This window comes from Bradyrhizobium sp. Kon58 (assembly GCF_055807455.1).
Map to the genome: position 1 here is coordinate 1 of NZ_JBVVOT010000050.1, position 21,082 is coordinate 21,082.

The 21,082-nt window shown below is 64.8% G+C and carries 21 protein-coding genes and 2 pseudogenes; 10 read left to right on the plus strand and 13 right to left on the minus strand.

What is annotated here, in order from left to right:
• From AC0L20_RS37860 to AC0L20_RS37875, 4 genes and pseudogenes are all read left to right on the plus strand, one after another.
• Nucleotides 1–162, plus strand: a pseudogene (locus AC0L20_RS37860) (chemotaxis protein CheW); the annotation flags it as partial.
• 73 nt (nucleotides 163–235) lie between these two features.
• A complete protein-coding gene (locus tag AC0L20_RS37865) occupies nucleotides 236–601 on the plus strand; it encodes a response regulator (RefSeq protein WP_007600538.1) in 366 nt (121 codons plus the stop codon).
• A 76-nt stretch (nucleotides 602–677) separates the two neighbouring features.
• Entirely contained in the window at nucleotides 678–1,874 is a 1,197-nt protein-coding gene (locus AC0L20_RS37870) for a protein-glutamate methylesterase/protein-glutamine glutaminase (protein ID WP_473295374.1), read from the plus strand.
• Nucleotides 1,871–2,743, plus strand: a complete 873-nt coding sequence (locus tag AC0L20_RS37875; RefSeq protein WP_473295375.1) for a CheR family methyltransferase — start codon at nucleotides 1,871–1,873, stop codon at nucleotides 2,741–2,743. Before AC0L20_RS37870 ends, AC0L20_RS37875 begins: the two co-directional genes overlap by 4 nt.
• Nucleotides 2,744–2,965: 222 nt before the next feature.
• Here AC0L20_RS37875 and AC0L20_RS37880 read toward each other — a convergent pair whose 3' ends face one another.
• From AC0L20_RS37880 to ctrA, 5 genes are all read right to left on the minus strand, one after another.
• On the minus strand, nucleotides 2,966–3,604 hold the full coding sequence (locus tag AC0L20_RS37880) for a response regulator transcription factor (RefSeq protein WP_473263388.1): 639 nt from the start codon (nucleotides 3,602–3,604) through the stop codon (nucleotides 2,966–2,968).
• Nucleotides 3,605–3,852: 248 nt separating this feature from the next.
• Complete coding sequence (locus AC0L20_RS37885; RefSeq protein WP_473295376.1) at nucleotides 3,853–5,013, minus strand: glutathionylspermidine synthase family protein; 1,161 nt, start codon at nucleotides 5,011–5,013, stop codon at nucleotides 3,853–3,855.
• A 3-nt stretch (nucleotides 5,014–5,016) separates the two neighbouring features.
• Nucleotides 5,017–5,403: a hypothetical protein gene (locus AC0L20_RS37890; protein ID WP_473295377.1), complete on the minus strand. Its 387-nt coding sequence runs from the start codon at nucleotides 5,401–5,403 to the stop codon at nucleotides 5,017–5,019.
• Between the two features lie 14 nt (nucleotides 5,404–5,417).
• A complete protein-coding gene (locus AC0L20_RS37895; RefSeq protein ID WP_473295378.1) occupies nucleotides 5,418–5,822 on the minus strand; it encodes a DUF350 domain-containing protein in 405 nt (134 codons plus the stop codon).
• Between the two features lie 171 nt (nucleotides 5,823–5,993).
• Nucleotides 5,994–6,695 carry a response regulator transcription factor CtrA gene (gene ctrA / locus AC0L20_RS37900; protein ID WP_007600544.1) on the minus strand — a complete coding sequence of 234 codons (702 nt, stop codon included), beginning with the start codon at nucleotides 6,693–6,695 and terminating at the stop codon, nucleotides 5,994–5,996.
• Nucleotides 6,696–7,110: 415 nt separating this feature from the next.
• On the opposite strand from ctrA, the gene fliI reads away from it, so the two are divergent.
• The 6 genes and pseudogenes from fliI to AC0L20_RS37930 all read left to right on the plus strand — a co-directional run bounded on the left by fliI (nucleotide 7,111) and on the right by AC0L20_RS37930 (nucleotide 13,363).
• Nucleotides 7,111–8,436, plus strand: a complete 1,326-nt coding sequence (gene fliI / locus AC0L20_RS37905; protein WP_007606294.1) for a flagellar protein export ATPase FliI — start codon at nucleotides 7,111–7,113, stop codon at nucleotides 8,434–8,436.
• 121 nt (nucleotides 8,437–8,557) lie between these two features.
• A complete protein-coding gene (gene fliJ / locus AC0L20_RS37910) occupies nucleotides 8,558–8,977 on the plus strand; it encodes a flagellar export protein FliJ (RefSeq protein ID WP_007600546.1) in 420 nt (139 codons plus the stop codon).
• Nucleotides 8,978–9,156: 179 nt separating this feature from the next.
• Nucleotides 9,157–9,702, plus strand: a complete 546-nt coding sequence (locus tag AC0L20_RS37915) for a sigma-70 family RNA polymerase sigma factor (RefSeq protein WP_027568201.1) — start codon at nucleotides 9,157–9,159, stop codon at nucleotides 9,700–9,702.
• 51 nt (nucleotides 9,703–9,753) lie between these two features.
• Nucleotides 9,754–10,809 (plus strand): anti-sigma factor, encoded by a 1,056-nt coding sequence (locus AC0L20_RS37920; RefSeq protein ID WP_473295379.1) that lies wholly within the window; start codon nucleotides 9,754–9,756, stop codon nucleotides 10,807–10,809.
• Nucleotides 10,810–11,047: 238 nt separating this feature from the next.
• Nucleotides 11,048–12,007, plus strand: coding sequence for a helix-turn-helix transcriptional regulator (locus AC0L20_RS37925; protein WP_473295380.1), 960 nt, complete (start codon nucleotides 11,048–11,050; stop codon nucleotides 12,005–12,007).
• 142 nt (nucleotides 12,008–12,149) lie between these two features.
• A pseudogene (locus AC0L20_RS37930) lies at nucleotides 12,150–13,363 on the plus strand (NAD(P)/FAD-dependent oxidoreductase).
• Between the two features lie 297 nt (nucleotides 13,364–13,660).
• Here the strand turns inward: AC0L20_RS37930 and AC0L20_RS37935 are convergent.
• The 8 genes from AC0L20_RS37935 to AC0L20_RS37970 all read right to left on the minus strand — a co-directional run bounded on the left by AC0L20_RS37935 (nucleotide 13,661) and on the right by AC0L20_RS37970 (nucleotide 20,981).
• Complete coding sequence (locus AC0L20_RS37935) at nucleotides 13,661–13,861, minus strand: hypothetical protein (protein WP_473295381.1); 201 nt, start codon at nucleotides 13,859–13,861, stop codon at nucleotides 13,661–13,663.
• Nucleotides 13,862–14,155: 294 nt separating this feature from the next.
• Entirely contained in the window at nucleotides 14,156–16,297 is a 2,142-nt protein-coding gene (flhA, locus tag AC0L20_RS37940; RefSeq protein WP_473295382.1) for a flagellar biosynthesis protein FlhA, read from the minus strand.
• 290 nt (nucleotides 16,298–16,587) lie between these two features.
• Nucleotides 16,588–16,890, minus strand: a complete 303-nt coding sequence (locus AC0L20_RS37945; RefSeq protein WP_473295383.1) for a copper-binding protein — start codon at nucleotides 16,888–16,890, stop codon at nucleotides 16,588–16,590.
• 16 nt (nucleotides 16,891–16,906) lie between these two features.
• The gene (locus AC0L20_RS37950) at nucleotides 16,907–17,362 is read right to left on the minus strand and encodes a cupredoxin domain-containing protein (protein WP_473295384.1); all 456 of its coding nucleotides are present in this window, start codon (nucleotides 17,360–17,362) and stop codon (nucleotides 16,907–16,909) included.
• A 35-nt stretch (nucleotides 17,363–17,397) separates the two neighbouring features.
• Nucleotides 17,398–18,735 (minus strand): copper oxidase, encoded by a 1,338-nt coding sequence (locus tag AC0L20_RS37955; RefSeq protein WP_473295385.1) that lies wholly within the window; start codon nucleotides 18,733–18,735, stop codon nucleotides 17,398–17,400.
• 13 nt (nucleotides 18,736–18,748) lie between these two features.
• Nucleotides 18,749–20,185 carry a TolC family protein gene (locus AC0L20_RS37960; RefSeq protein WP_473295386.1) on the minus strand — a complete coding sequence of 479 codons (1,437 nt, stop codon included), beginning with the start codon at nucleotides 20,183–20,185 and terminating at the stop codon, nucleotides 18,749–18,751.
• 9 nt (nucleotides 20,186–20,194) lie between these two features.
• On the minus strand, nucleotides 20,195–20,479 hold the full coding sequence (locus AC0L20_RS37965; protein WP_473295387.1) for a hypothetical protein: 285 nt from the start codon (nucleotides 20,477–20,479) through the stop codon (nucleotides 20,195–20,197).
• Between the two features lie 79 nt (nucleotides 20,480–20,558).
• Nucleotides 20,559–20,981 (minus strand): hypothetical protein, encoded by a 423-nt coding sequence (locus AC0L20_RS37970; protein WP_473295388.1) that lies wholly within the window; start codon nucleotides 20,979–20,981, stop codon nucleotides 20,559–20,561.
• Nucleotides 20,982–21,082 lie beyond the last annotated feature (101 nt).

The window sequence follows — 21,082 nt, forward strand, 5'->3', positions numbered from 1 at the left end:
GTGCTGCGGCTCGCCGAGGACGGCATGGAAGAAAACCCCGTCAATCTCGACCCCCGCATGGCCAAGCTCGCCGGCGGCGTCCACCGTCTCGACGGCCAGCTCATGGTCGTCCTCGACGTCGATCGCGTCCTCGAGCTCGCGCCCGAGATGATGGCGGCCTGATACGCCGGCACATCCGCCGACGTACCTGCAATTGGAAGTGCCCCCGCAAAAGCGGGGAGAAGCAGAGGTTCACATGCGAACTTGTCTCGTCGTTGATGATTCCAGCGTCATCCGCAAGGTTGCGCGCCGGATCCTGGAAGGCCTCGACTTCCAGATCCTCGAAGCCGAGGACGGTGAGAAGGCGCTGGAGGCCTGCAAGCGCGGCTTGCCCGATGCGGTCCTGCTGGACTGGAACATGCCGGTGATGGACGGCTACGAGTTCCTCGGCCATCTCCGGCGCATGCCCGGTGGCGACCAGCCCAAGGTGGTGTTCTGCACCACCGAGAACGACGTCGCGCATATCGCGCGCGCGCTGCACGCCGGCGCCAACGAGTACATCATGAAGCCTTTCGACAAGGACATCGTGACGGCGAAATTCCAGGAAGTCGGCCTTATCTGAGCGACCGTCCCGGAGGCTGAACGGCTCCTTCGGCGTTTGTTTTCAACTGACCGTTTCAGTCTGAGTTGGTGAGTAAATGAGTGTTGCGTTCGCAGGTAATTCGACCCCGGGCTCGTCGCGGGAAGCCGGACCGTTGCGGGTGATGATCGTCGACGACTCCGTCGTCATTCGCGGTCTGATCTCGCGCTGGGTCGGTGCCGAGCATGACATGGAAGTCGCGGCCTCGCTGCGCACCGGGCTCGAGGCGGTCAACCAGATCGAACGCATCAACCCCGACGTTGCCGTGCTCGATATCGAAATGCCGGAGCTCGACGGTATCTCGGCGCTGCCGCAACTCCTGGCGAAGAAGCGCGATCTCGTCATCATCATGGCCTCGACGCTGACCCGCCGCAACGCGGAGATCAGCTTCAAGGCGCTGTCGCTCGGCGCCGCCGACTATATCCCGAAGCCGGAATCGACGCGCGAGGCGTCGGCTGCGGACATCTTCCACCACGACCTGATCCAGAAAATCCGCCACCTCGGCGCACGGCTGCGCCGCAAGCCCGCGGTTGGGAGCCCGCCGCTCGCGCCCGCAAGCCCGGCCCCGGCTGCACGTGGACCGCTTGTCGCGCGGCCTGCCGCGCCGGCTCCGGCCCTGCATGCGTTGTCGTCGTCCTCGCCGCTGTCCACGCGTCCGTTCTCGACCCAGGCACCGAAGGTGCTGCTGATCGGCTCATCGACCGGCGGTCCTCAGGCGCTGATGGCACTCGTCGCCGAGCTCGGCCCCGTGATCGACCGCGTCCCGGTGCTGATCACCCAGCACATGCCGCCGACCTTCACCACCATTCTCGCCGAGCATCTGGCACGCACGAGCCGCAAGCCGGCAGCCGAAGCCGTCGACGGCGAGCCGGTGAAGCCGGGCCGCATCTATCTTGCGCCGGGCGGCAAGCACATGCGCGTCGTGCGTAGCGGCGTCGACGCGGCGATCGCGCTCGACGACGGCCCCGCCGTCAATTTCTGCAAGCCCGCCGTCGATCCGCTGTTCACCTCCGCCATCGACATCTGGCATGGCGCCATCCTCTCCGTGATCCTGACCGGCATGGGCTCGGACGGCATGCGCGGCGGCAAGGACATCGTCGCCGCCGGCGGCAGCGTGATCGCGCAGGACGAAGCCTCCAGCGTGGTCTGGGGCATGCCGGGCGCGGCGGCCAATGCCGGCATCTGCGCGGCGATCCTGCCGCTCAACCAGATCGGCAGCCGGGTCAATCGCCTGTTCGCGGGAGACCGCTCGTGACGCCGGTTGACTACGACTATCTGCGCAAATTCCTGAAAGAGCGCTCCGGCCTCGATCTCTCGCCGGACAAGCAGTATCTGGTCGAGAGCCGGCTGCTGCCGTTGGCCCGCAAGGCGAGCCTTACCGGGATTCCCGATCTCGTGCTGAAGATCAGGAACGGCGACGGGCGGCTTGCGAGCGACGTGGTCGAGGCGATGACCACCAACGAGACCTTCTTCTACCGCGACAAGATCCCGTTCGATCATTTGCGCGAAACCATCCTGCCGGGGCTGCTTCGGGCGCGCGCGGCGCGCAAGTCGCTGCGCATCTGGTCGGCGGCCTCGTCGACGGGACAAGAGCCCTATTCGATCGCGATGTGCGTGAAGGAGATGGGCGCAGCCTTCGCCGGCTGGCGCATCGAGATCGTCGCCACCGATCTGTCGCAGGAGGTGCTGGAGAAATCCAAGGCCGGCGTCTACAGCCAGTTCGAGGTGCAGCGCGGCCTGCCGATCCAGCACCTGATGAAATACTTCACGCAAGCGGGCGAGGTCTGGCAGCTCAATGCCGACATCCGCGCGATGGTGCAGTTCCGCCAGCTCAATCTGTTGCAGGACTTCTCCCATCTCGGCACGTTCGACGTGATCTTCTGCCGCAATGTGCTGATCTATTTCGACCAGGACACCAAGGCTGTGATCTTCGAGCGCATGGCGAAGAGTTTGGAAGCCGACGGCACGCTGCTGTTGGGCGCCGCCGAATCCGTCGTCGGCATCACCGACGCGTTCCGCCCGATCGTCGAACGTCGTGGTCTCTATCAGCTCAACCCGACGCGCTCCGGCCGCCCGATGGGCGGATTGATGCCGCCGTCGTTGAAGGTGGCAGCGGCGCGGTGAGACGCGTGGCCCGCGCCTATCGGCGCCGTGATGTTGCCGCGCGTTCGAAGCTGCTTTGCTTTAACGGACCGATGCTAGGCCGATAGACGTCGGCCCGCGCGGTGCCTGTCGCCGCGTGGTGGACGATGTGACGTCGTCTGCTGTCGGAGAGACGAAAGACGAAAGCTCAACGTCGTTGACGTAGATCAACGGAGCGGCAGGTACCTGGAAACTGGTGGGTTGTCAGGCCGTTCCTCCCTCGTCGGATGCGCCGTCCAAGACGCCGATCCGCTCGGCAAGAGAAACCAGTTCGGCTAACGACCGAACCTGCATTTTCTCCATCAAGCCGTGGCGGTGAGCTTTGATCGTGCGCTCGGTCGTTCCGAGCGTGTGTGCGATCTGCTTGTTGATTTTGCCCCGAACGACAAGGTCGAAAACCTGTCGCTCGCGCGGCGTCAATTTAGCGAGACGAGCACGAGCCATGTTCAGCATGGTCTGTAGGTCTCGTGACGATCGATGGTGTGCCAAGGCTCCGGCGATCGCGCGAAGAAGGTCTTCTGAGCTTACCGGCTTGCTCAGAAAATCCTGCGCACCCGCCTTTATGGTTCGCACAGTGATCGGAATGTCGCGATAGCCGGAGAGAAATATGATCGGCAATGTCGAGCCGAGTTCGCCCAATTGTTTTTGGAGGGCAGGGCCGTCCAGGTCGGGGATTTGCACATCGAGAAGGATGCAACTCGGAATGCTGTCGCTCGGCAGTCGGTCCAGCAACGCCTGCGCCGACGTATAGACGGCGACCTCGTAACCGGCGTGTCTTAAATGACGCTCCATGGCCGTCAGGAAAGAAAGGTCGTCGTCAACGATATGCACGAGCCCCGGCACCGATCCCCTCTCCATTGCAAAGAGGCTACCGCGCTATTCAGCTTGCCTAAGTGTCTTTTTGAACCCTTTTAAGACATAGCTGATCTGTCGCAGCGAAAAGTCTCTATGCAGTTTGTGCCACGCCGCCGCCGTGCCGGCCTTTGTCGATGCGCGAGCCGCGAATCCAACTGACGTTTTGAACTCGCGAATAGAATCCCTCATCCGACGCTTCGCGGCGACCTTCTCCCAGAAGGGAAGAAGGGCATCCCTCACAAGATCGCATGCGGCAGAAACCGCGAGCCGTTGCCGGTGATCGGGCTCTCGTCCTCGCGGATCGACAGCCCGCAGGGTTCGTGATCGACCAGCCAGCTTCCCACCACCGGATAGAAGCCCGAAAAGTGCGGCAGCGGCGCGAGCGCCTGCCGCACGAAGCCTTCGGCGCCGTAGGGGCCTGCCTGCTCGTCGAGCGGCATTCCGCCTGCTACCAGCGTGACATTGGCGCCTTCGCGCGACAGCAGCGGCTTGCGCACATAGGAGCTGCCGAGCCCGGCTGCCCTCGGATCGTCCTCGAAGAACGCTGGCAGCAGATTGGGATGGTTCGGAAACATCTCCCAGAGCAGCGGCAGGATTCCCTTGTTGGAGAGCACCGCCTTCCACGGCGGTTCGATCCAGCGTGTCGGTGCGTCCTTGAGCTTTGCGCCGAAGCTGTCGTGGAACATCCATTCCCAGGGATAGAGCTTGAAAGCGAGCGCAATGTCGCGGTCGTCGAGATCGACGAAGCCGCCGGTATCATTGCGCCAGCCGATCGCCTCGATGTCGAGCAGCGTGGTTGCAAGTCCGGCCTGGCGCGCGGTGTCTTCGAGATAGGCAAGCGTGCCGGCATCCTCCTCATTGCCCGTGGTGCCGGTGAGATGGACATGGCGGCTAGCTGCAATCTGCTTCCAGGCTTCGATCAGTCGTTCGTGGATGGAGTTGAACTGGTCGGCCCGCGACGGGATGATGCGCCGTTCGATCGCCTGTTCGAGCCAGGTCCATTGAAACACAGCGGCTTCGAAAATCGAGGTCGGCGTGTCCGCGTTGTATTCGAGCAGCTTTGCCGGTCCCTTGCCGTCGAATTTCAGATCGAGCCGGCCATAGAGGCTGCGGTCATCTCGTGCCCAGCTCTCGGCGATCAAGCTCCAGAACGCCTCCGGTATCTTCAAGCGCTGCAGATGGCGCTCGTCGCCGATCACGCGGCCGGCAAGCTCCAGGCACATCGCGTCGATCTCGCCGGTCGGCGTCTCGATGCCGCGCTCGATCTCGTCGAGCGTGAAGGCGTAGTAGGCGCGCTCGTCCCAATAGCGCTCGCCGTCGATGGTGTGGAAGGCGAAGCCGCATTGTTGGGCGGTCTGCCGCCAGTCGTCGCGCTCGGGGCAGACGATGCGTTGCATGGGTCAGCCGCCGCCAGAGAAGCCATGGCCAAACGAGCCGAAGCCGCCGCGGCTCACGCCGCCGGAGCCTGAATCGGACGACGTTCCGGACGAGGAATGGCTCGAGGAGTCGCTGCTGAAGAAGCTCGATCGCGACGAGCTGCCGCCGCCGCTGGAGGAACTGCGGCTGCTGCTGCACGAGGTGCTCGCTTGCACCGCTGGGTCCGTGCCGACAGGAGTGGGCTCGCAATTGTGCCGCGGCATCAGCGTGTAGGCGGTGGTGCCGACCGCGATCGTGCCCATCACCAGCAGCGCGACGCGGCCGGAGCGCTTCACCGGCTGTTGCGCAGGCGGCGGTCCTGCCGCCGGCCGGCGCTTGCCGAACTGCTGTTTGGAGGGTTTGTCGGCCATATCACTGGATCATGTCAGTAGATCATGCAGGCGGCATTGAGCAGTCCTGCGGCAAGCGAGGACAGCCCGAGCCAGATCGCGGGCGCAAGCTCGCCGGCCGCGATCCGGGCCGGCAGGTTCGGCACCGGCACCCTCACCAGAAAGAGCACGATGATCTGCACGATCAGCGCGACGACCGCCCAGATCAGGCAATCCAGCACATTGGCCGAATGCGCGATCGCGCTGACCAGCGGCGCCACGAAGCCGAGCAGGCTGAGGCCGAGTGCGATCGCCGCGGCCGGCTCGTTGTCGCGGATCAGCTGGAATTCGTTGTACGGCGTGATGCGGGTGTAGACGAACAGGTACGTCACGATCGCGATCAGCCCGGTGCAGAAATAGACCAGGAAGGCGGGCAGGCCGGCCAGTGATTGCAGGATCATCGTTCCCCCATCGTGCAGCGACCATTCGTCGGCGGGAGGAGGATAGCGGTTCAACGGCGCAAGGACGATGAGGCCGCGTTCGCGTCCCCCAAAAAACAAAACCCCGCCATTTGCGGCGGGGTCCAGGCTGGGAGGAGCAAGCCCCGAAGGGCTCGCGGGTAAAACCCAGGATCAGGCGGGAATGCGCTCTTCGACCTCGTGCGGCTCGCGCAGCACGTAGCCGCGCCCCCACACGGTCTCGATGAAGTTGCGGCCTTCCGAGGCATTCGCGAGCTTCTTGCGGAGCTTGCAGATGAAGACGTCGATGATCTTCAGCTCGGGCTCGTCCATGCCGCCATAGAGGTGGTTGAGGAACATTTCCTTGGTGAGGGTCGTGCCCTTGCGGAGCGAAAGCAGCTCCAGCATCTGGTATTCCTTGCCGGTCAGATGCACGCGCTGGCCGCCGACTTCCACCGTCTTGGTGTCGAGGTTGACGACGAGGTCGCCGGTCTGGATCACCGACTGGGCGTGGCCCTTGGAGCGGCGCACGATCGCGTGGATGCGGGCAACCAGCTCGTCCTTGTGGAAGGGCTTGGTCATGTAGTCGTCGGCGCCGACGCCGAGACCCTTGACCTTGTCCTCGATGCCGGCGAGGCCGGAGAGGATCAGAATGGGTGTCTTGATCTTGGAGACCCGGAGCTGCTTGAGCACGTCGTAGCCGGACATGTCGGGCAGGTTGAGGTCGAGAAGGATAATGTCGTAATCGTATAATTTACCGAGATCGACGCCTTCTTCCCCCAAATCGGTCGTGTAGACGTTGAAGCTCTCAGACTTCAACATCAGCTCGATCGACTGCGCGACGGCGCTGTCATCTTCAATCAGCAAAACGCGCATGCCAGTTCCCCATAGTCGCCGCTCCTGGGCGTCAGGTCGGCCGCATTCGCGGCACACAACAAAACGCCTTTGAACAACTGATTCGGATCCTGACAACAGATGGTTAACAAATTCTGATTCTGGAACGCAAGCCCTGTAGATGCAATTTTCGTCGAATCGCCCTAAGGTCTTGGGTGCGAAGCAGCTTTCGTTATCCGGTTGCGTTCAAGTTCCACTTTAAGAGACGGGCCTAACCGACTCCCGCGACTCAGCCTTCTTCTGAAGGGGAGTCACGCTCAGTCACAAAGACAGTGACGCAATGATTAACGATGCGGGTAAACACGAAGTTAAGCGCCGTTCAGAAATATGGCGAAACTTAAGGTTTTCGCCACGAAGCCCGGGATTATGAAGGCGATCACCTCATGAAGGCCCTCTAATGAAGGCTCTTGCCGAACAGATCGGCGACATTGACGGCATCAATATTTATGGCCGTGTGGTCGGCGTGCGCGGCCTGATGGTCGAGGTGGCCGGACCGATCCATGCGATGTCGGTCGGCGCGCGGCTCGTGATCGAGACCGGCGGCAACCGTTCCATCCCCTGCGAGGTGATCGGCTTCTCCGGCAACAACGCCGTCGTGATGCCGTTCGCCGGCCTCGACGGCGTGCGGCGCGGCTGCAAGGCGGTCATCGCCAATGCCGCAAATCAGGTGCGGCCTTGCGCGGCCTGGCTCGGCCGCGTCGTCAATGCGCTGGGTGAGCCGATCGACGGCAAGGGGCCGCTGCCGCAGGGCCCGGCGCCGATGCCGTACCGCAATTCGCCCCCGCCGGCGCACTCGCGCAAGCGCGTCGGCGCGCCGCTCGATCTCGGCGTGCGCGCGATGAACACCTTCCTGACCTGCTGCCGGGGCCAGCGCATGGGCATCTTCGCAGGCTCCGGCGTCGGCAAGTCGGTGCTGCTGTCGATGCTTGCGCGCAACGTCGATGCCGCCGTCAGCGTCATCGGGCTGATCGGCGAACGCGGCCGCGAGGTGCAGGAATTCTTGCAGGACGACCTCGGCGAGGAGGGCCTGGCGCGTTCCGTCGTCGTGGTCGCGACCTCCGACGAGCCGGCGCTGATGCGCCGCCAGGCCGCCTATCTGACGCTCGCGATCGCCGAATATTTTCGCGACGAGGAGCAGGACGTCCTTTGCCTGATGGATTCGGTGACACGCTTTGCCATGGCCCAGCGCGAGATCGGCCTGTCCGCGGGCGAGCCGCCGACTGCCAAGGGCTACACGCCGACCGTGTTCACCGAGCTGCCGAAGCTTCTGGAGCGCGCCGGCCCGGGCCTCGGCGAGGGCGCCATCACCGCGATCTTCACGGTGCTGGTCGATGGCGACGACCATAACGAGCCGATCGCGGATGCCGTCCGCGGCATCCTCGACGGCCACATCGTGATGCAGCGTTCGATCGCCGAGCGCGGCCGCTACCCCGCCATCAACATCCTCAAATCCGTCTCCCGCACCATGCCGAAATCGGCCGACCCGCAGTTCTGGCCGACCATCCAGAAGGCGCGGGCGGTGATGGCGACCTATGCCGACATGGAGGAATTGATCCGTCTGGGCGCCTACCGTGCCGGCTCCAGCCCCGAGGTCGACGAGGCGATCCGCCTGCACGAGCCGCTGGAGGCCTTCCTGCGCCAGCGCAAGGATGAAAATGCATCGCTGGCGGACGGCTACCGCCAGTTGGCGCAAATCCTCGGCAATTTGGAAACGGAACGCTAACTTTGTCCCGTCATCATCCCATCCCACAGAGTAGCAGAGCCGGTCTTGGCCCCCGTCGGGCCTGTGGGGAGACCGGTGTTGTCCCACGTGCAGCCAAGGGACTTCTGGGGAGTACGAGTCGATGAAGTCACGTGATACCCTCATCCGCCTGAAGAAGTTTCAGGTCGACGAGAAGCGCCGCCGGGTCAGCCAGATCGAGACCATGATCGCCGACTTCCAGCGGATGTCGACCGATCTTGAACGCGAGATCTCGACCGAGCAGGAGCGCGCCGGGATCAACGATCCCTCGCACTTCGCCTATCCGACCTATGCCAAGGCCGCCATCCAGCGTCGCGAGAACCTGACCCGCTCGGCCGACGAGCTGAAGGGCCAGCTCGACGAAGCCAAGGCCGCGCTGGCCGAAGCTTTCGAGGAGCTGAAGAAGGTCGAGCTTCTCGACGAGCGCGATCAGGCCCGCGAACGTGCCGAGGAAAACGCCCGCGAGCAGGCCGATCTCGACAGCATCGGCCTGATGCGTGCCCGCATGGGCGCCGTCGCCTGAGGCGCTAGCCGCCAGACCTGCGAGAATTTGCAGAACCCGGACCCCAAAGGTCCGGGTTTTCGCATGTGCTGTCCACAGTGTGCCGCCGCGCCCCCTTGGTGGTCGGCTTTGTCGCGCGCTATGGTGGCGGAGTGCCAGGGCCTGCGCGGAACGCGACGGGCTGCGCATCGGGGGGCTGAATGCTGACGCCAGCAGAGCTGGTCGGGCTGATTGGGGCGGTGGCGCAGGGCGATCAGGCCGCGTTCGAGCGCCTCTACGTCGCCACGCGCGCGAAACTCTATGGCGTCGTGCTCCGTATCTTGCGCCGACAGGATCTCGCAGAGGAGGTCATTCAGGAGACCTACGTCAAGATCTGGAATAGCGCCGGCCAGTTCAATCCCGCTCTCGCGTCGCCGATCACTTGGATGGCGTCGATCGCGCGCAACCGCGCCATCGACATCGTGCGCAAGAAGACGGAAGTCTCCATCGAGGAAGAGCCGCAGGCGATGGAAGTCGCAAGCGACAGCCCCGATCCGCTCGCGCGGCGGGAGATGACCGAGGAATTGAGGCGGCTGCTCGAATGTATCGGCCGGCTCGAGCCGGACCGTCAGAGGCTCGTGCTTCTCGCCTATTACAACGGCTGGAGCCGCGAGCAACTGGCGGAGAAATTCGCGGCGCCCGTCAACACGGTGAAGACGTGGCTTCGGCGCAGCATGTTGGATATTCGCGAATGTCTCGGGCTATGAGTTTCGAGCCATGAGAGCTCCTACTGTGAGGGTGGGTCTGGACCGCAAGTGATGGCCTATACGGAGGACCATATCGCGCTCGCCGCGGAATATGCGCTCGGCACGCTCGACGCCGGCGAGCGCTCGCAGGTCGAGACCATGATGGCGGTGGACAAGGCGTTCGCCGATGTCGTGCAGGCGTGGGCATTCCGGCTCGGCGTCCTCAACCAGATGGTCGGCTCGATCGAGCCGCGTCCGATCGTGTGGGAGAACATCAGGTCCGAGCTCGCGCGGACGGGCTTTGCGCAGGAGCCGCCAGCACTGCCGGACGCAGCACTGCCGGCACCTGTGCCGGAGTTTTCCTCGTCCGACACCATGCCTCCGCAAGTGCCGTCGGAGACTATGCAGCAACCGCCGCCGCCTCCCGAAGCGGAGCAGCCTGACCCGGCGCGACTTGCGCCCGATGCGCTTCCCGATGTCGTGCCAATATTCATGCCGCAGGTCCACGCGCCGGACCCGGAGGTCGCGCGTACGCCACCGCCGCCGGTTGCCGACAACAGTAACGTGATCCGGCTCGAGGGGCGCGTGAAGCGCTGGCGCACCATTGCATCCGCCGTCGGTGCGCTCGCGGCCGCGCTGCTCGTGACGCTGTCGCTTCAGATCTTCCTGCCCGACGCGCTGCCGGGCGGCTTGCGACCGCCAACGCGCATCCGGACGGTCGAGGTGAAGACACCGGCGCCGCTCCCGGTGTCGTCGCAATATGTCGCGCTGTTGCAGGGCCAGGGCGGCGGTCCCGCCTTCATCCTCACCATCGACGGTGCGACCAAGAACTTTACGGTGCGCAAAGTCGGCGCGACACCGGAGCCCGGCAAGAGCTTCGAGCTCTGGCTGATCTCCGACAAGCTGCCGCGTCCGCGCTCGCTCGGCGTGATCGGCGCCGGCGATTTCACCGCACGACCGGTGCTCGGCTCGTACGATGCCGACGTCGTCAACGGCGCGACCTACGCCGTCACGCTCGAGCAGGCGGGCGGTTCGCCGAACGGCCAGCCGACCTCGGCGCCGGTGTTTTCCGGGAAGCTGATCGAAACCGTGCCGCCCGCGCAGCCGCAGGCGCCCGCGAAGAAGTAATTGTCGTAGCCCGGATGGAGCGCAGCGCAATCCGGGACCACTGCCCCGCATTCCGCTTTGCTCCATGCGGGCTACAAGCGCAGAAACCCGTCGCCACGGTCCGTCCCACCGTCGTCTTCCGACAAATCCCGCCAAATCCGCCCCCGATTTGAACCTCTGCGCGTTTCGCGGCGTCAAATGCCCGGAATTTGCAGTCGGCGCCCCCCAATCATGGTGCCGGAGAGGGGCGAGAAATCAGATGGATGCAGCGAAAACGTCGGGCATCTTCATTCACCAATATGCGGGGCTGCCACACGGCCCGGCCTTCGAGCATTGGCGCGAGCGGACTTTCGGGGCTTGTGGCCTCGATATCGGGCCGAGCCGGGGCGACAGCATCGATTGCCGGCTCCAGGTCAGCGTGGTCGACAATATCGCGCTCGCCATTCCCGAAGGCGCCTCCGCGCAATATTCGCGCACCCAGAGCCACCTTGCCGACGGCAGCGACGATCTCGTCCTGATCGCGGCGCATGCGGGTCTCGTCCGCGTCGGGCAGAACGGCCATGCCGTGGAGCTTGCGCCCGCGCAGATGGTGCTCGTCGACATGGGCATCACCGGCACCGTCGGCCACACCGAGGAAGATCGCTTCACCACCATCCGCATGCCGCGCCGCGCACTGCTCGAGATCAATCCCCGCGCCGAGGGCAAGCTGTCGCAAGTGCTCTCGGACGGCGCGCTCGCCGAGACGATCTTGCGCTACCACTCCCTCGCCGCCCATCACGCGCCGCATCTCGACGCGGTCGGCCAGCGCCTCACCGCGCAGCACATGGTCGATCTCGTCGGCCTCCTGCTCGGCACTGACGCGGAGCATGCAAGTCTCGCGCGCGGACGGGGTCATGCGGCGGCCCGTCTCGATCTCATGCGCGCCGACGTGATGGCTGCGCTTGGCCGCAACGATCTCTGCCTGTCCGAGATTGCGACGCGCTCTGGGCTCAGCCCGCGCCAGGCACAGCGCCTGTTCGAGCAGGCCGGAACGACCTTCACCGAATTCGTGCTGGAGCAGCGCCTGCTGCAGGCGCGCAAGCTGCTCAGCGATCCCCGTGCCAGGACCCGCAAGATCAGCGACATCGCGCATTCGTCGGGCTTCTCCGATCTGTCCTATTTCAACCGCGCCTTCCGCAAGCGCTTTGCCGCGACGCCGTCGGAACTGCGCGAGGCCTGAGCCGCGCCGAGAATTTGTGCGGCGCGCCGGTGCCACCGCAGTTGGTCCGCCCGGCCGGATGAGTTATATCTGTCTGCGCGGTCAGACCGCTTGATCGTTCGTCGCTTCGTCGTCGCTCTCTTGGGAAATGCGGTCAACGGACATGGCGCGTATCGTCGTGCTCGGCGCCGGGTTTGCAGGTCTGTGGGCGGCCATCGGTGCCGCACGCAAGCGCGAGGAGATCGGCGCGGCCGGCCGTGACATCGAGATCCGTGTCATCGATCGCAATCCGTATCACAACATCCGCGTCCGCAATTACGAGGCCGACCTCAGCGAGGTCGCGCTGCCGCAACTGCTCGATCCGATCGGCGTCAGTCACGGGGTCGGCGAGGTCGAAGCCATCGATCCGGCGCGGCGCGAGATTTCGCTGGTCACGGGTGGCGGTGACGAGACGCTGGCTTATGACCGGCTGGTGCTGGCGCTCGGCAGCGAAGTGATGCGTCCGGACATTCCCGGCCTTGCCGAGCATGCTTTCGATGTCGACACTTATGCAGCAGCGCTGCACCTCGAGGATCATCTCACCTCGCTCGGACGCAGCGTGCCCGCGCCGGGGCGCTCGACGATCGTCGTGGTCGGCGCCGGCTTCACCGGCATCGAGGTCGCGGCCGAGATGCCCGACAGGCTGGCGCGTGCCGGTCTCACCGGCAGCCGCCGTATCATCCTGGTTGATCCCAATCCTGCCGTGGGCGCCACGATCGGCGCACTGCACGTCCCGTCATCGATACGGCGTTGGCCTCGCTCGACGTCGAGACACGGCTTAGCGTCCGCGTCGTCTCCGTCGAGGCCGCCGGCCTGCGCCTGAGCTCGGGGGAGTTCATTCCGACACGGACGGTGATCTGGTGTGCCGGGATGCGCGCGAGCCCCCTGGCGGCGAGCTTTCCGGACGCACGCGATCGCCTTGGGCGGCTTCTGGTCGATCCCATGATGCGGGTCGCGGATGCCGGCGGCGTGTTCGCGGCCGGGGATGTCGCCTCAAGCGTGGTCGACGGCTTGCATCCGACCGTGATGTCCTGCCAGTTCGCGCGTCCCATGGGCCGCTTCGCAGGCCACAACGTGGTCGCCGATCTCGTGGGCTTGCCGATGCTGCCGCTACGGATCGACTGGTACGTGACGGTGCTCGATCTCGGTGGGTGGGGCGCGCTCTATACGGAAGGGTGGGACCGCGACGTCCGCGCCGCCGGCGCGGCCGCGAAGGCAACCAAGCAGACCATCAACCGCAAGCGCATCTATCCGCCGCTCTCGGGGCGCAAGGATGAGCTGTTCGCGGCTGCTGCGCCGACCGTGCAGGCGCCGCCACCGACTTATGGCGCGCGGTAGCCCCCATTCGGTGTCATCGTCCGCGAAGGCGGACGATCCAGTATTCCAGAGACAGCGCGGGAATACGGAGAGGCTGCGGCGTACTGGATTCCCCGCCTACGCGGGGAATGACAGCGCCAGTAGCACACAGTCGCCCGTGCTACATACGCCAGCAAACAATACCCCAGACATGAGAAAGCGCCCGTGGGGGGCGGGCGCTTTCTGTAGTCGACTTGGGGTTGGGGTCGTCTACATATCCACGTGGCGACTTTGGGGGGCTGATAAAGAGCCGCGTGAATTCCTGAAACTCAAATCTCCTTAGCGAACGAGGGACACGTTCGAACTGGTGATGGCGATCGGCTTGCCGGCCTTCACGACGCGAGCGGTCTGGGTCAGGCCTTCATCTGAACTCGTACGCGCGGTGATCCCGAGACCCGCCACCGCGATGCCGGCAACGAGCGCGACAACCACGATCTTGAGGTGGGTCGAGCGATCTGCGCTGTAAATCGAGTGGTTCATGGAAGGCTCCTGCCGCCATCTACCCGAAGTAGTCGCCTGCGTGTTTGGGCAGGTTCATGCTTCCGGTGCCCAACAACCTAGTATTGGGGGGATTCGTTCCCAAGAGGCGATCACAAGAGCGTGACAGGACGTGAGAAGTCGCGATCAAAAACGATCCTTGATCGTGCAATTTGGCAATTATTTCAAAGCTGTAATGTGTCTGCCAAGCGCCTTGCCGGCCGTTGATCGGCGAGGCGCCAAAACCTGAAAAACCATTTGCCTGTGGCCAAAAAACATACGGCTTCTTAAGGCAAATCAGATGCTTCCGACCGTTTTCAGTCTCGCCCTGGGGTGGATTTCAGCCTGCGACAGCACGGTCGTCTGGGCCCGGAACCGCTCGACCAGGGAACGCACGAAGGGACGAATTGCCGCAGAGGTGACCAGCACCGGCGCCTCGCCTTCGCGGGCGGCGCGCTCGAAGGCCTCGCGCACGCCGGTCATGAACTCCGACAGCTTCGAGGGCTGCATCGCGAGGCTGCGCTCCTCGCCCTGGCCGATAATGGATTCAGCGAAGGCTTGTTCCCACCGCGCCGACAGTGCGATCAGCGGCAGGTAGCCGCTGTAAGAGGTGTTCTGCGCACAGATCTGCCGCGCCAGGCGGGCGCGGACGTGCTCGACCATGGTGGCCGGATTGCGCGAGAAGGCGAGCGAGTCGGCGATGCCTTCGAGGATGGTCGAGAGGTCGCGGATCGAGATGCGCTCGGCGAGCAGCAGCTGCAGCACGCGCTGGATGCCGGAGACCGTGACCTGTCCGGGCACGATATCCTTGACCAGCTCGCCCTGCTCCTTCGGCAGCTCCTTGAGCAGCTTCTGCACCTCGCCATAGGAGAGCAGGTCCGACATGTTGGCCTTGAGCAACTCGGTGAGGTGGGTCGAGAGCACGGTCGCGGCGTCGACGACGGTATAGCCCTTGAGCGAGGCCTCCTCCTTGAGGCTGGCATCGACCCAGGTCGCGGGCAGGCCGAAGGTCGGCTCGGTGGTGTGGATGCCGGGCACCTGCACCTGGCTGCCGCCGGGGTCCATGACCATGAACTGGCTCGGCCAGATCTTGCCGGTGCCGGCGTCGACCTCCTTGATCTTGATGATGTAGGTGTTGGCTTCGAGCTGGACGTTGTCGAGGATGCGCACGGCGGGCATCACGAAACCCATCTCGATCGCGAGCGAGCGGCGCAGCGCCTTGATCTGCTCGGTGAGGCGGTCGGTGCCGTCGGGGCCGTTGACCAGCGGCAGCAGGGCATAGCCGAGCTCGATCTTGAGGTCGTCGATCTTCAACGCCGCGGAGATCGGCTCCTCCGTCGCAGCTGAGCCGGGTGCGCCCGGCGTCCCCGGCGCTGGTGCGGTCTTCGAAACTTCCTCAGCCCTGGCCGTTGCCCGGTTGCGGTTGCGGGCGTGCCAGGCGAGCGCGCCGGCGCCGGAGCCGAGCGCCAGGAAGGGGAGGGTCGGGATGCCCGGCAGGGCCGCCAGCACCAGCATGACCGCCGCGGACATCGCCAGCGCCTGCGGATATCCGGAGAACTGCTTCATCAGCGCCTTGTCGGCGGCGCCGGACACGCCCGCCTTGGAGACGAGCAGGCCGGCTGCGGTCGAAACGATCAGCGCCGGCACCTGGGTGACGAGGCCGTCACCGACGGTCAGCAGCGTGTAGCTGCGGCCGGCATCGGCAAAGGACAGGCCCTGCTGTGCCACGCCGATGATCATGCCGCCGACGACGTTGATGAAGACGATCAGGAGGCCGGCGATGGCGTCGCCGCGGACGAATTTGGAGGCACCGTCCATGGCGCCGAAGAAGCCGCTCTCGTCCTCCAGATCCTTGCGCCGCTGCTTGGCGACCGTCTCGTCGATCAGGCCGGCGGAGAGATCTGCGTCGATCGCCATCTGCTTGCCGGGCATGGCGTCGAGGTGGAAGCGCGCCGCGACTTCGGCGATGCGGCCCGAACCCTTGGTGATGACGACGAAGTTGACGATGATCAGGATGGCGAAGACGATGATGCCGATGACGAAATTGCCGCCCATCACGAAGCTGCCGAAGGCCTCGATGACGTGACCGGCGGCATCCGTGCCCTCGTGCCCGTGCGACAGGATCAGGCGGGTCGAGGCCATGTTGAGCGACAGCCGCAGCATGGTCGAGATCAGCAGGACGGTCGGGAAAGCGGAGAATTCCAGCGGCGCCTGGATGAACAGCGACGTCATCAGGATCAGGATCGAGAGCGTGATCGAAATCGCCAGGAACAGGTCCAGCACGATCGCGGGCAGGGGAAGGATCAGCACCACCAGGATGGTGAGGACACCGAGCGCGAGCGCGATATCGCCGCGCTTGAGGATGTTGCCGATCTCGGCAAGGGTGGGGAAACCGGCGTTTGTGCTGCCTACGCCCTGTCCCGCGGTGACGTCGACCATGGTAGCTGCCCCTCCGCGCGACTGCCGTCCGCGCGCCCCAAATGTCTGCGCGGCGGCCGAAGGGCCGCCGTTCCGAAGGTGAGGCACCGCACTGGCGTCCACAGGGCAATCCCCGTTCTACGCGGCTGACGACACTCGACTCCACTGGGCAATTATTGCCGGGTGTATGGTTAGCAAAGGGTTAATAACGGGTGCGGCATGGGGGCTGATCGGCTATTTCGGGGCTCTCAGGCCGTCATTCCGGGCTCGCGCCAAGAGGCGCGCCCCGGAATGACCATCGTGGAGGCAGCCTACTTCGCCTTCTCCATCCGGGTCACCGTATAGCCCGAAGTCGCCTCCTCGGCTTCGAAAGTCACCTTGTCGCCGACCTTCACCTGCTTGAGCACAGTCGGGTCTTTGACGCGGTAGACCATGGTCATGGGTTCATCCATGCCGAGGTTCTTCGCGGCCCCGTGCTTGAGCGTGATCTTGCCGGCGCCCTCGTCGATCTTCTTGACCTCGCCGCTGATCGCGGCGCCCTGGGCCGCCAGGCCACTCGTGGCAAGGCCGACGGTCAGCGACAGTGCGGCGGCGATACGGATGATGCGGTTCATGGGGACCTCCCTTGCGTTACTTCACGGTGACGTGGCCGACCATGCCGTAGTCGCGGTGGTCGGGGATCAGGCAGGAAAATTCGAACGTGCCGGCCTTGCTGAACTTCCAGAGGATCTCGGCTGTCTTGCTCGGCGCGAGCCTGACACCGTTCGGATCGTCGTGCTCCATGTGCGGATGCTTCTTCATCTCCACCGCATGCGCGAGATTCTCTTTGGTGGTGGCGAGCAGGAATTCATGGTCCTCCTTGCCGACGTTGCGCAGCACGAAGCGGATCTGCTCGCCGCGTTTGACCTCGATCCTGGCGGGTGCGTAGTCCATCTCGTTCAACAGGATCTCGATGGTGCGCGCTGGCTTCTTGGGATCGCCGGGCTCGCCGGCCGAAAAGGTGCCGTGCCCGTGCTGGTCGTGGGCAAAGGCCGGCGCGCTGGAAAGCGCGGCCAGCGCGAGACCGAGCTTGATCGTCTTCTTCATTGGTATCTCCAGTTGGTGGTGGTTCATCGAAACGCTCACATCTTCATGTTCTTCATCGGCGGTCCGCCTGGTTGTTGCCGCACGGGCTCCGGGGCCGGCGGCGTGACCTCGTAGGCGACGGTGCCTTGCGGGAATTGGTAGGGGCCGGGATCGCGATAATCGTCGCGCGCGAGACCCTCGCGGATCTTCATCACCGTGAACATCCCGCCCATCTCGATCGGACCGAACTGGCCGGTGCCGGTCATCATCGGCAGCGTGTTGTCGGGCGCGGGCATCTCCATGTTGCCCATCGCCATGCCGGTCGAGCCCATTGCCATGCCGTCAGGCGCGAGCTTGCCGACGGCTTTGGCGAGATCCTTGCGCGACACCCCGATCATGTTGCGCATGTCGTGTCCCATCGCATTCATGGTGTGATGCGACTTATGGCAATGGAACGCCCAGTCGCCCGGGTTGTCGGCGAGCACGTCGAACACCCTGACAGCACCGACCGGGACGTCCGTCGTCGTCTCCGGATATTGCGCGCTCTCCGGAATCCAGCCGCCGTCGGTGCAGGTCACCGCAAAGCTGTGGCCGTGCAAATGGATCGGATGGTTGGTCATGCTGAGATTGCCGATGCGCACGCGCACCTTGTCGCCGAGCCTGACCGGCAGTGGATCGATGCCGGGAAATACCCGCGCATTCCACGTCCACATATTGAAGTCGGTCATCTCGTTGACCTTCGGCAGATAAGTGCCGGGATCGACGCGATAGGTGCTCATGACGAAGACGAAGTCGCGGTCCACGGACCGAAAGTTCGGATCGCGCGGATGCACGACGACCATGCCCATCATGCCCATCGCCATCTGGACCATCTCGTCGGAATGCGGGTGGTACATGAAGGTCCCGCTCTTCTTCATCTCGAACTCGTAGACGAAGGTTTTCCCCGGCTGAATGTGCGGCTGCGTCAGTCCGCCGACACCGTCCATGCCGCTGGGAATGATCATGCCGTGCCAGTGCACGGTGGTGTATTCGGGCAGTCTGTTAGTCACGAAGATGCGGACCTTGTCGCCCTCGACGGCCTCGATGGTCGGGCCCGGCGACTGGCCGTTATAGCCCCACAGATTCACTTTCATGCCCTCGGCGAATTCGCGCACCACAGGCTCGGCGACGAGATGGAATTCCTTCCAGTCGCCGTTCATCCGGAACGGCAGCGACCAGCCGTTCAGCGTAACGACGGGGCGATAGTCTGGCCCACTGATGGGGTGCAGCGGTGGCTGCATCACCACCTTGTCCATGTGCGGGGCTTCCGGAATGGAGGCAGCCTGCGCGCGGCCGCTGACGACGGATGCGCCGGCGAGCGCCGCGCTGCCCAAAAATCCTCGGCGGGAAAACATGCTGACCTCCATGTCAGTGACCGCCATCGGCAGGCGCTGCCGCGGCGAGAGTGGTTGAATTGTCGCCGTCAGCAGGCGCGCCGCCGCCATTCACGGCGGTCTGCAAGTCGGACTGGGCGAGGAAGAATTTTTGCCTGGCATCGATCGCGCCGCGCAGCGAAGCCAGGCGCTGCCGCGCCTCGGTGAGCAGCGCGAAGATATCGACCTGCATGCTGGAGAAGCGGAGCTGCATCTCCTCGGTGATGATCTTTCGCAAGGGGATGATCTCGCGCTGATAGTGGCTGGCGATGTCGTAGCCGGAGCGATAGATCCGATAAGCATCGCGCGCCTCGGAGCGTACATTCACGGCGCGCTCGGTGAGCCGGTTGAAGGCAAGGTTGTAGGTCTCCGCAGCCTGCCGCACCCGCACCTCGCCGCCGTCGAAGATCGGGATCTGGAACTGCACGTCGAAGCCGCGCTCGCGGAAAGGCGCGCCTTCCGGATCTCGGGTGCGGCGAGAGATGCCGGCGAGATCGAGCAATGTCACGAAGCGCGTCGCCTCCGTGAGGTTCAGCGACTTCGCGAGCGCCGTCAGCTCGAGCCGCGCGATCTGCAGGTCGATGCGATGGGCGACCGCGTCGGCTTCAATCGACGGCAAGGCTTGCGGGCGGCGCGGCAGCGGCGGCAGTTGATTGGGCAGGCGGAAGTCGAGGCCGCCGTCCCACAGCCCCATCAGGCGCGCCAGCTTTTCGCGCGCGCTCGTCGCCGTCTGTCGCGCGGTGGCGAGGTCGGCGGTGGTTTCGGCGTAAAACACCTGTTCACGGGCCTGATCGAGCTTGTTGATCGAGCCGGTCTCGCCGAGCTTGACCGCGAGCTGTGCGGTCGATTCCGCCGTCGCCTTCGCATCCGTCAGCAACGCCACCATCTCGTTGCCGCCAACGGCGCGCCAATAAGCGCGGCGGACATCGGCGGCAAGCCGCAACGTCGCCAGGCTAGCGCGCAATTGCGCCTGGCGAAAACGGTCGCGGGCGATCTCCGAGCGGAACGGCAGGGTGGCGAGCGCGAGGATATCGCCGACAACCTGACGCTCGATTTCGCTGGCGCCGTTGCCTGAAATTCGCGAGACCGAGAACACGGGATTGGGCGGCAGGCTCTGCTCGACGAGATCGGTCTCGGCCAGCGCCAGCTCGTTATAGGCGGCCTGAAGCCCCTTGTTGTTCAGTAGTGCGATCTGCACGGCGGTCTCGGCGCTGAGTGTTCGCGAGAGCAGTTGGCGAACGCGCGCGTCGACCGCGCCGGCCCCCTCGGCCGTTCGCACGAAGGCGACATCCTTTTTGAGGGTCTGGCTCGTCAGCTCCGAGACGGCATTCATGCCGCTGTCGGGCGAGAAGGCGGCGCAGCCCGACAGGCCGAGCGAGGCAAGAACGAGCAGGCTTGGCACGAGACGGCTTGGCGCGAGACGGTGTGTCATGGCGCGCTCCTAACGGTCTTGCTTGGGCTGCGGCGCGACGCTCTCGTTGCGCTCGCGCCATGGTGCCGGCGCCGCCGGCCGCAGGCTGGTGTAGGGCGCAATTGTCGAACGATAGCCGGCGCGCGCGACCTTGGCCGCGGGATCGGCAGGATCAGCGCCGGCGACTTGTGTCGTTGCCGGCATGCAGCCGGACAACGCCAATGCCGTCGCGGCCAGCAGCGGCCAATGGAATCGAAAGTGTCGTCCCCGCGCTGCGGATGCAGCGGCGGACTTCGCCCCGGAAAGCGTATGCATGAGTCATCCCTGATCTGTCTGGAGACCACAGGTTCGCGCGCGCGAATGCGCGCTCGGCCTGACGTCGTCGCGCGTCAGATCAGACGATGGGAGGGCGGTAGAGCAGGGGCGGCGCCGCGCTGTGCAGGCTGGCCACGATCTCGGGCGAGCAGGCGGAAACCGGCTGAAGCGGCTTTGCAACGCTGGGCAGGTCTGCCGGCATCGCGCTCACGCACATCATCGCGCAGCACGGTCCCGCCGTACCCTTGCCGCCGTGATGATGAGGAGCGGGGGGCGCGTCCTGCGCGGCGGCGTGGTGATGCGCATGCGGCCCGGCATGGTCATGCGAGGCGCCGTCATGCGTGTGGCCGGCCTGCATCTGGTGATGCACCGGCGCGCGGTCGGCGAGGAGCGCGTCGTCGAGGCACGGTGCTGGAGCGCTACCCCAGGCGAGGCTTGCGGCCGGCGCGAGCACGCAGAACAGATAGGCAAGGGCAATGAAGCGACCCACCCTGATCCGCATCGATCGTGTCAATCGCAGCAACATTCCGGCGACATGCTCTTCGCGCGGCAATGTTGCACGCGCTGATTTGCAAAATAATGACAAAACGCGCGTTCGCCAAG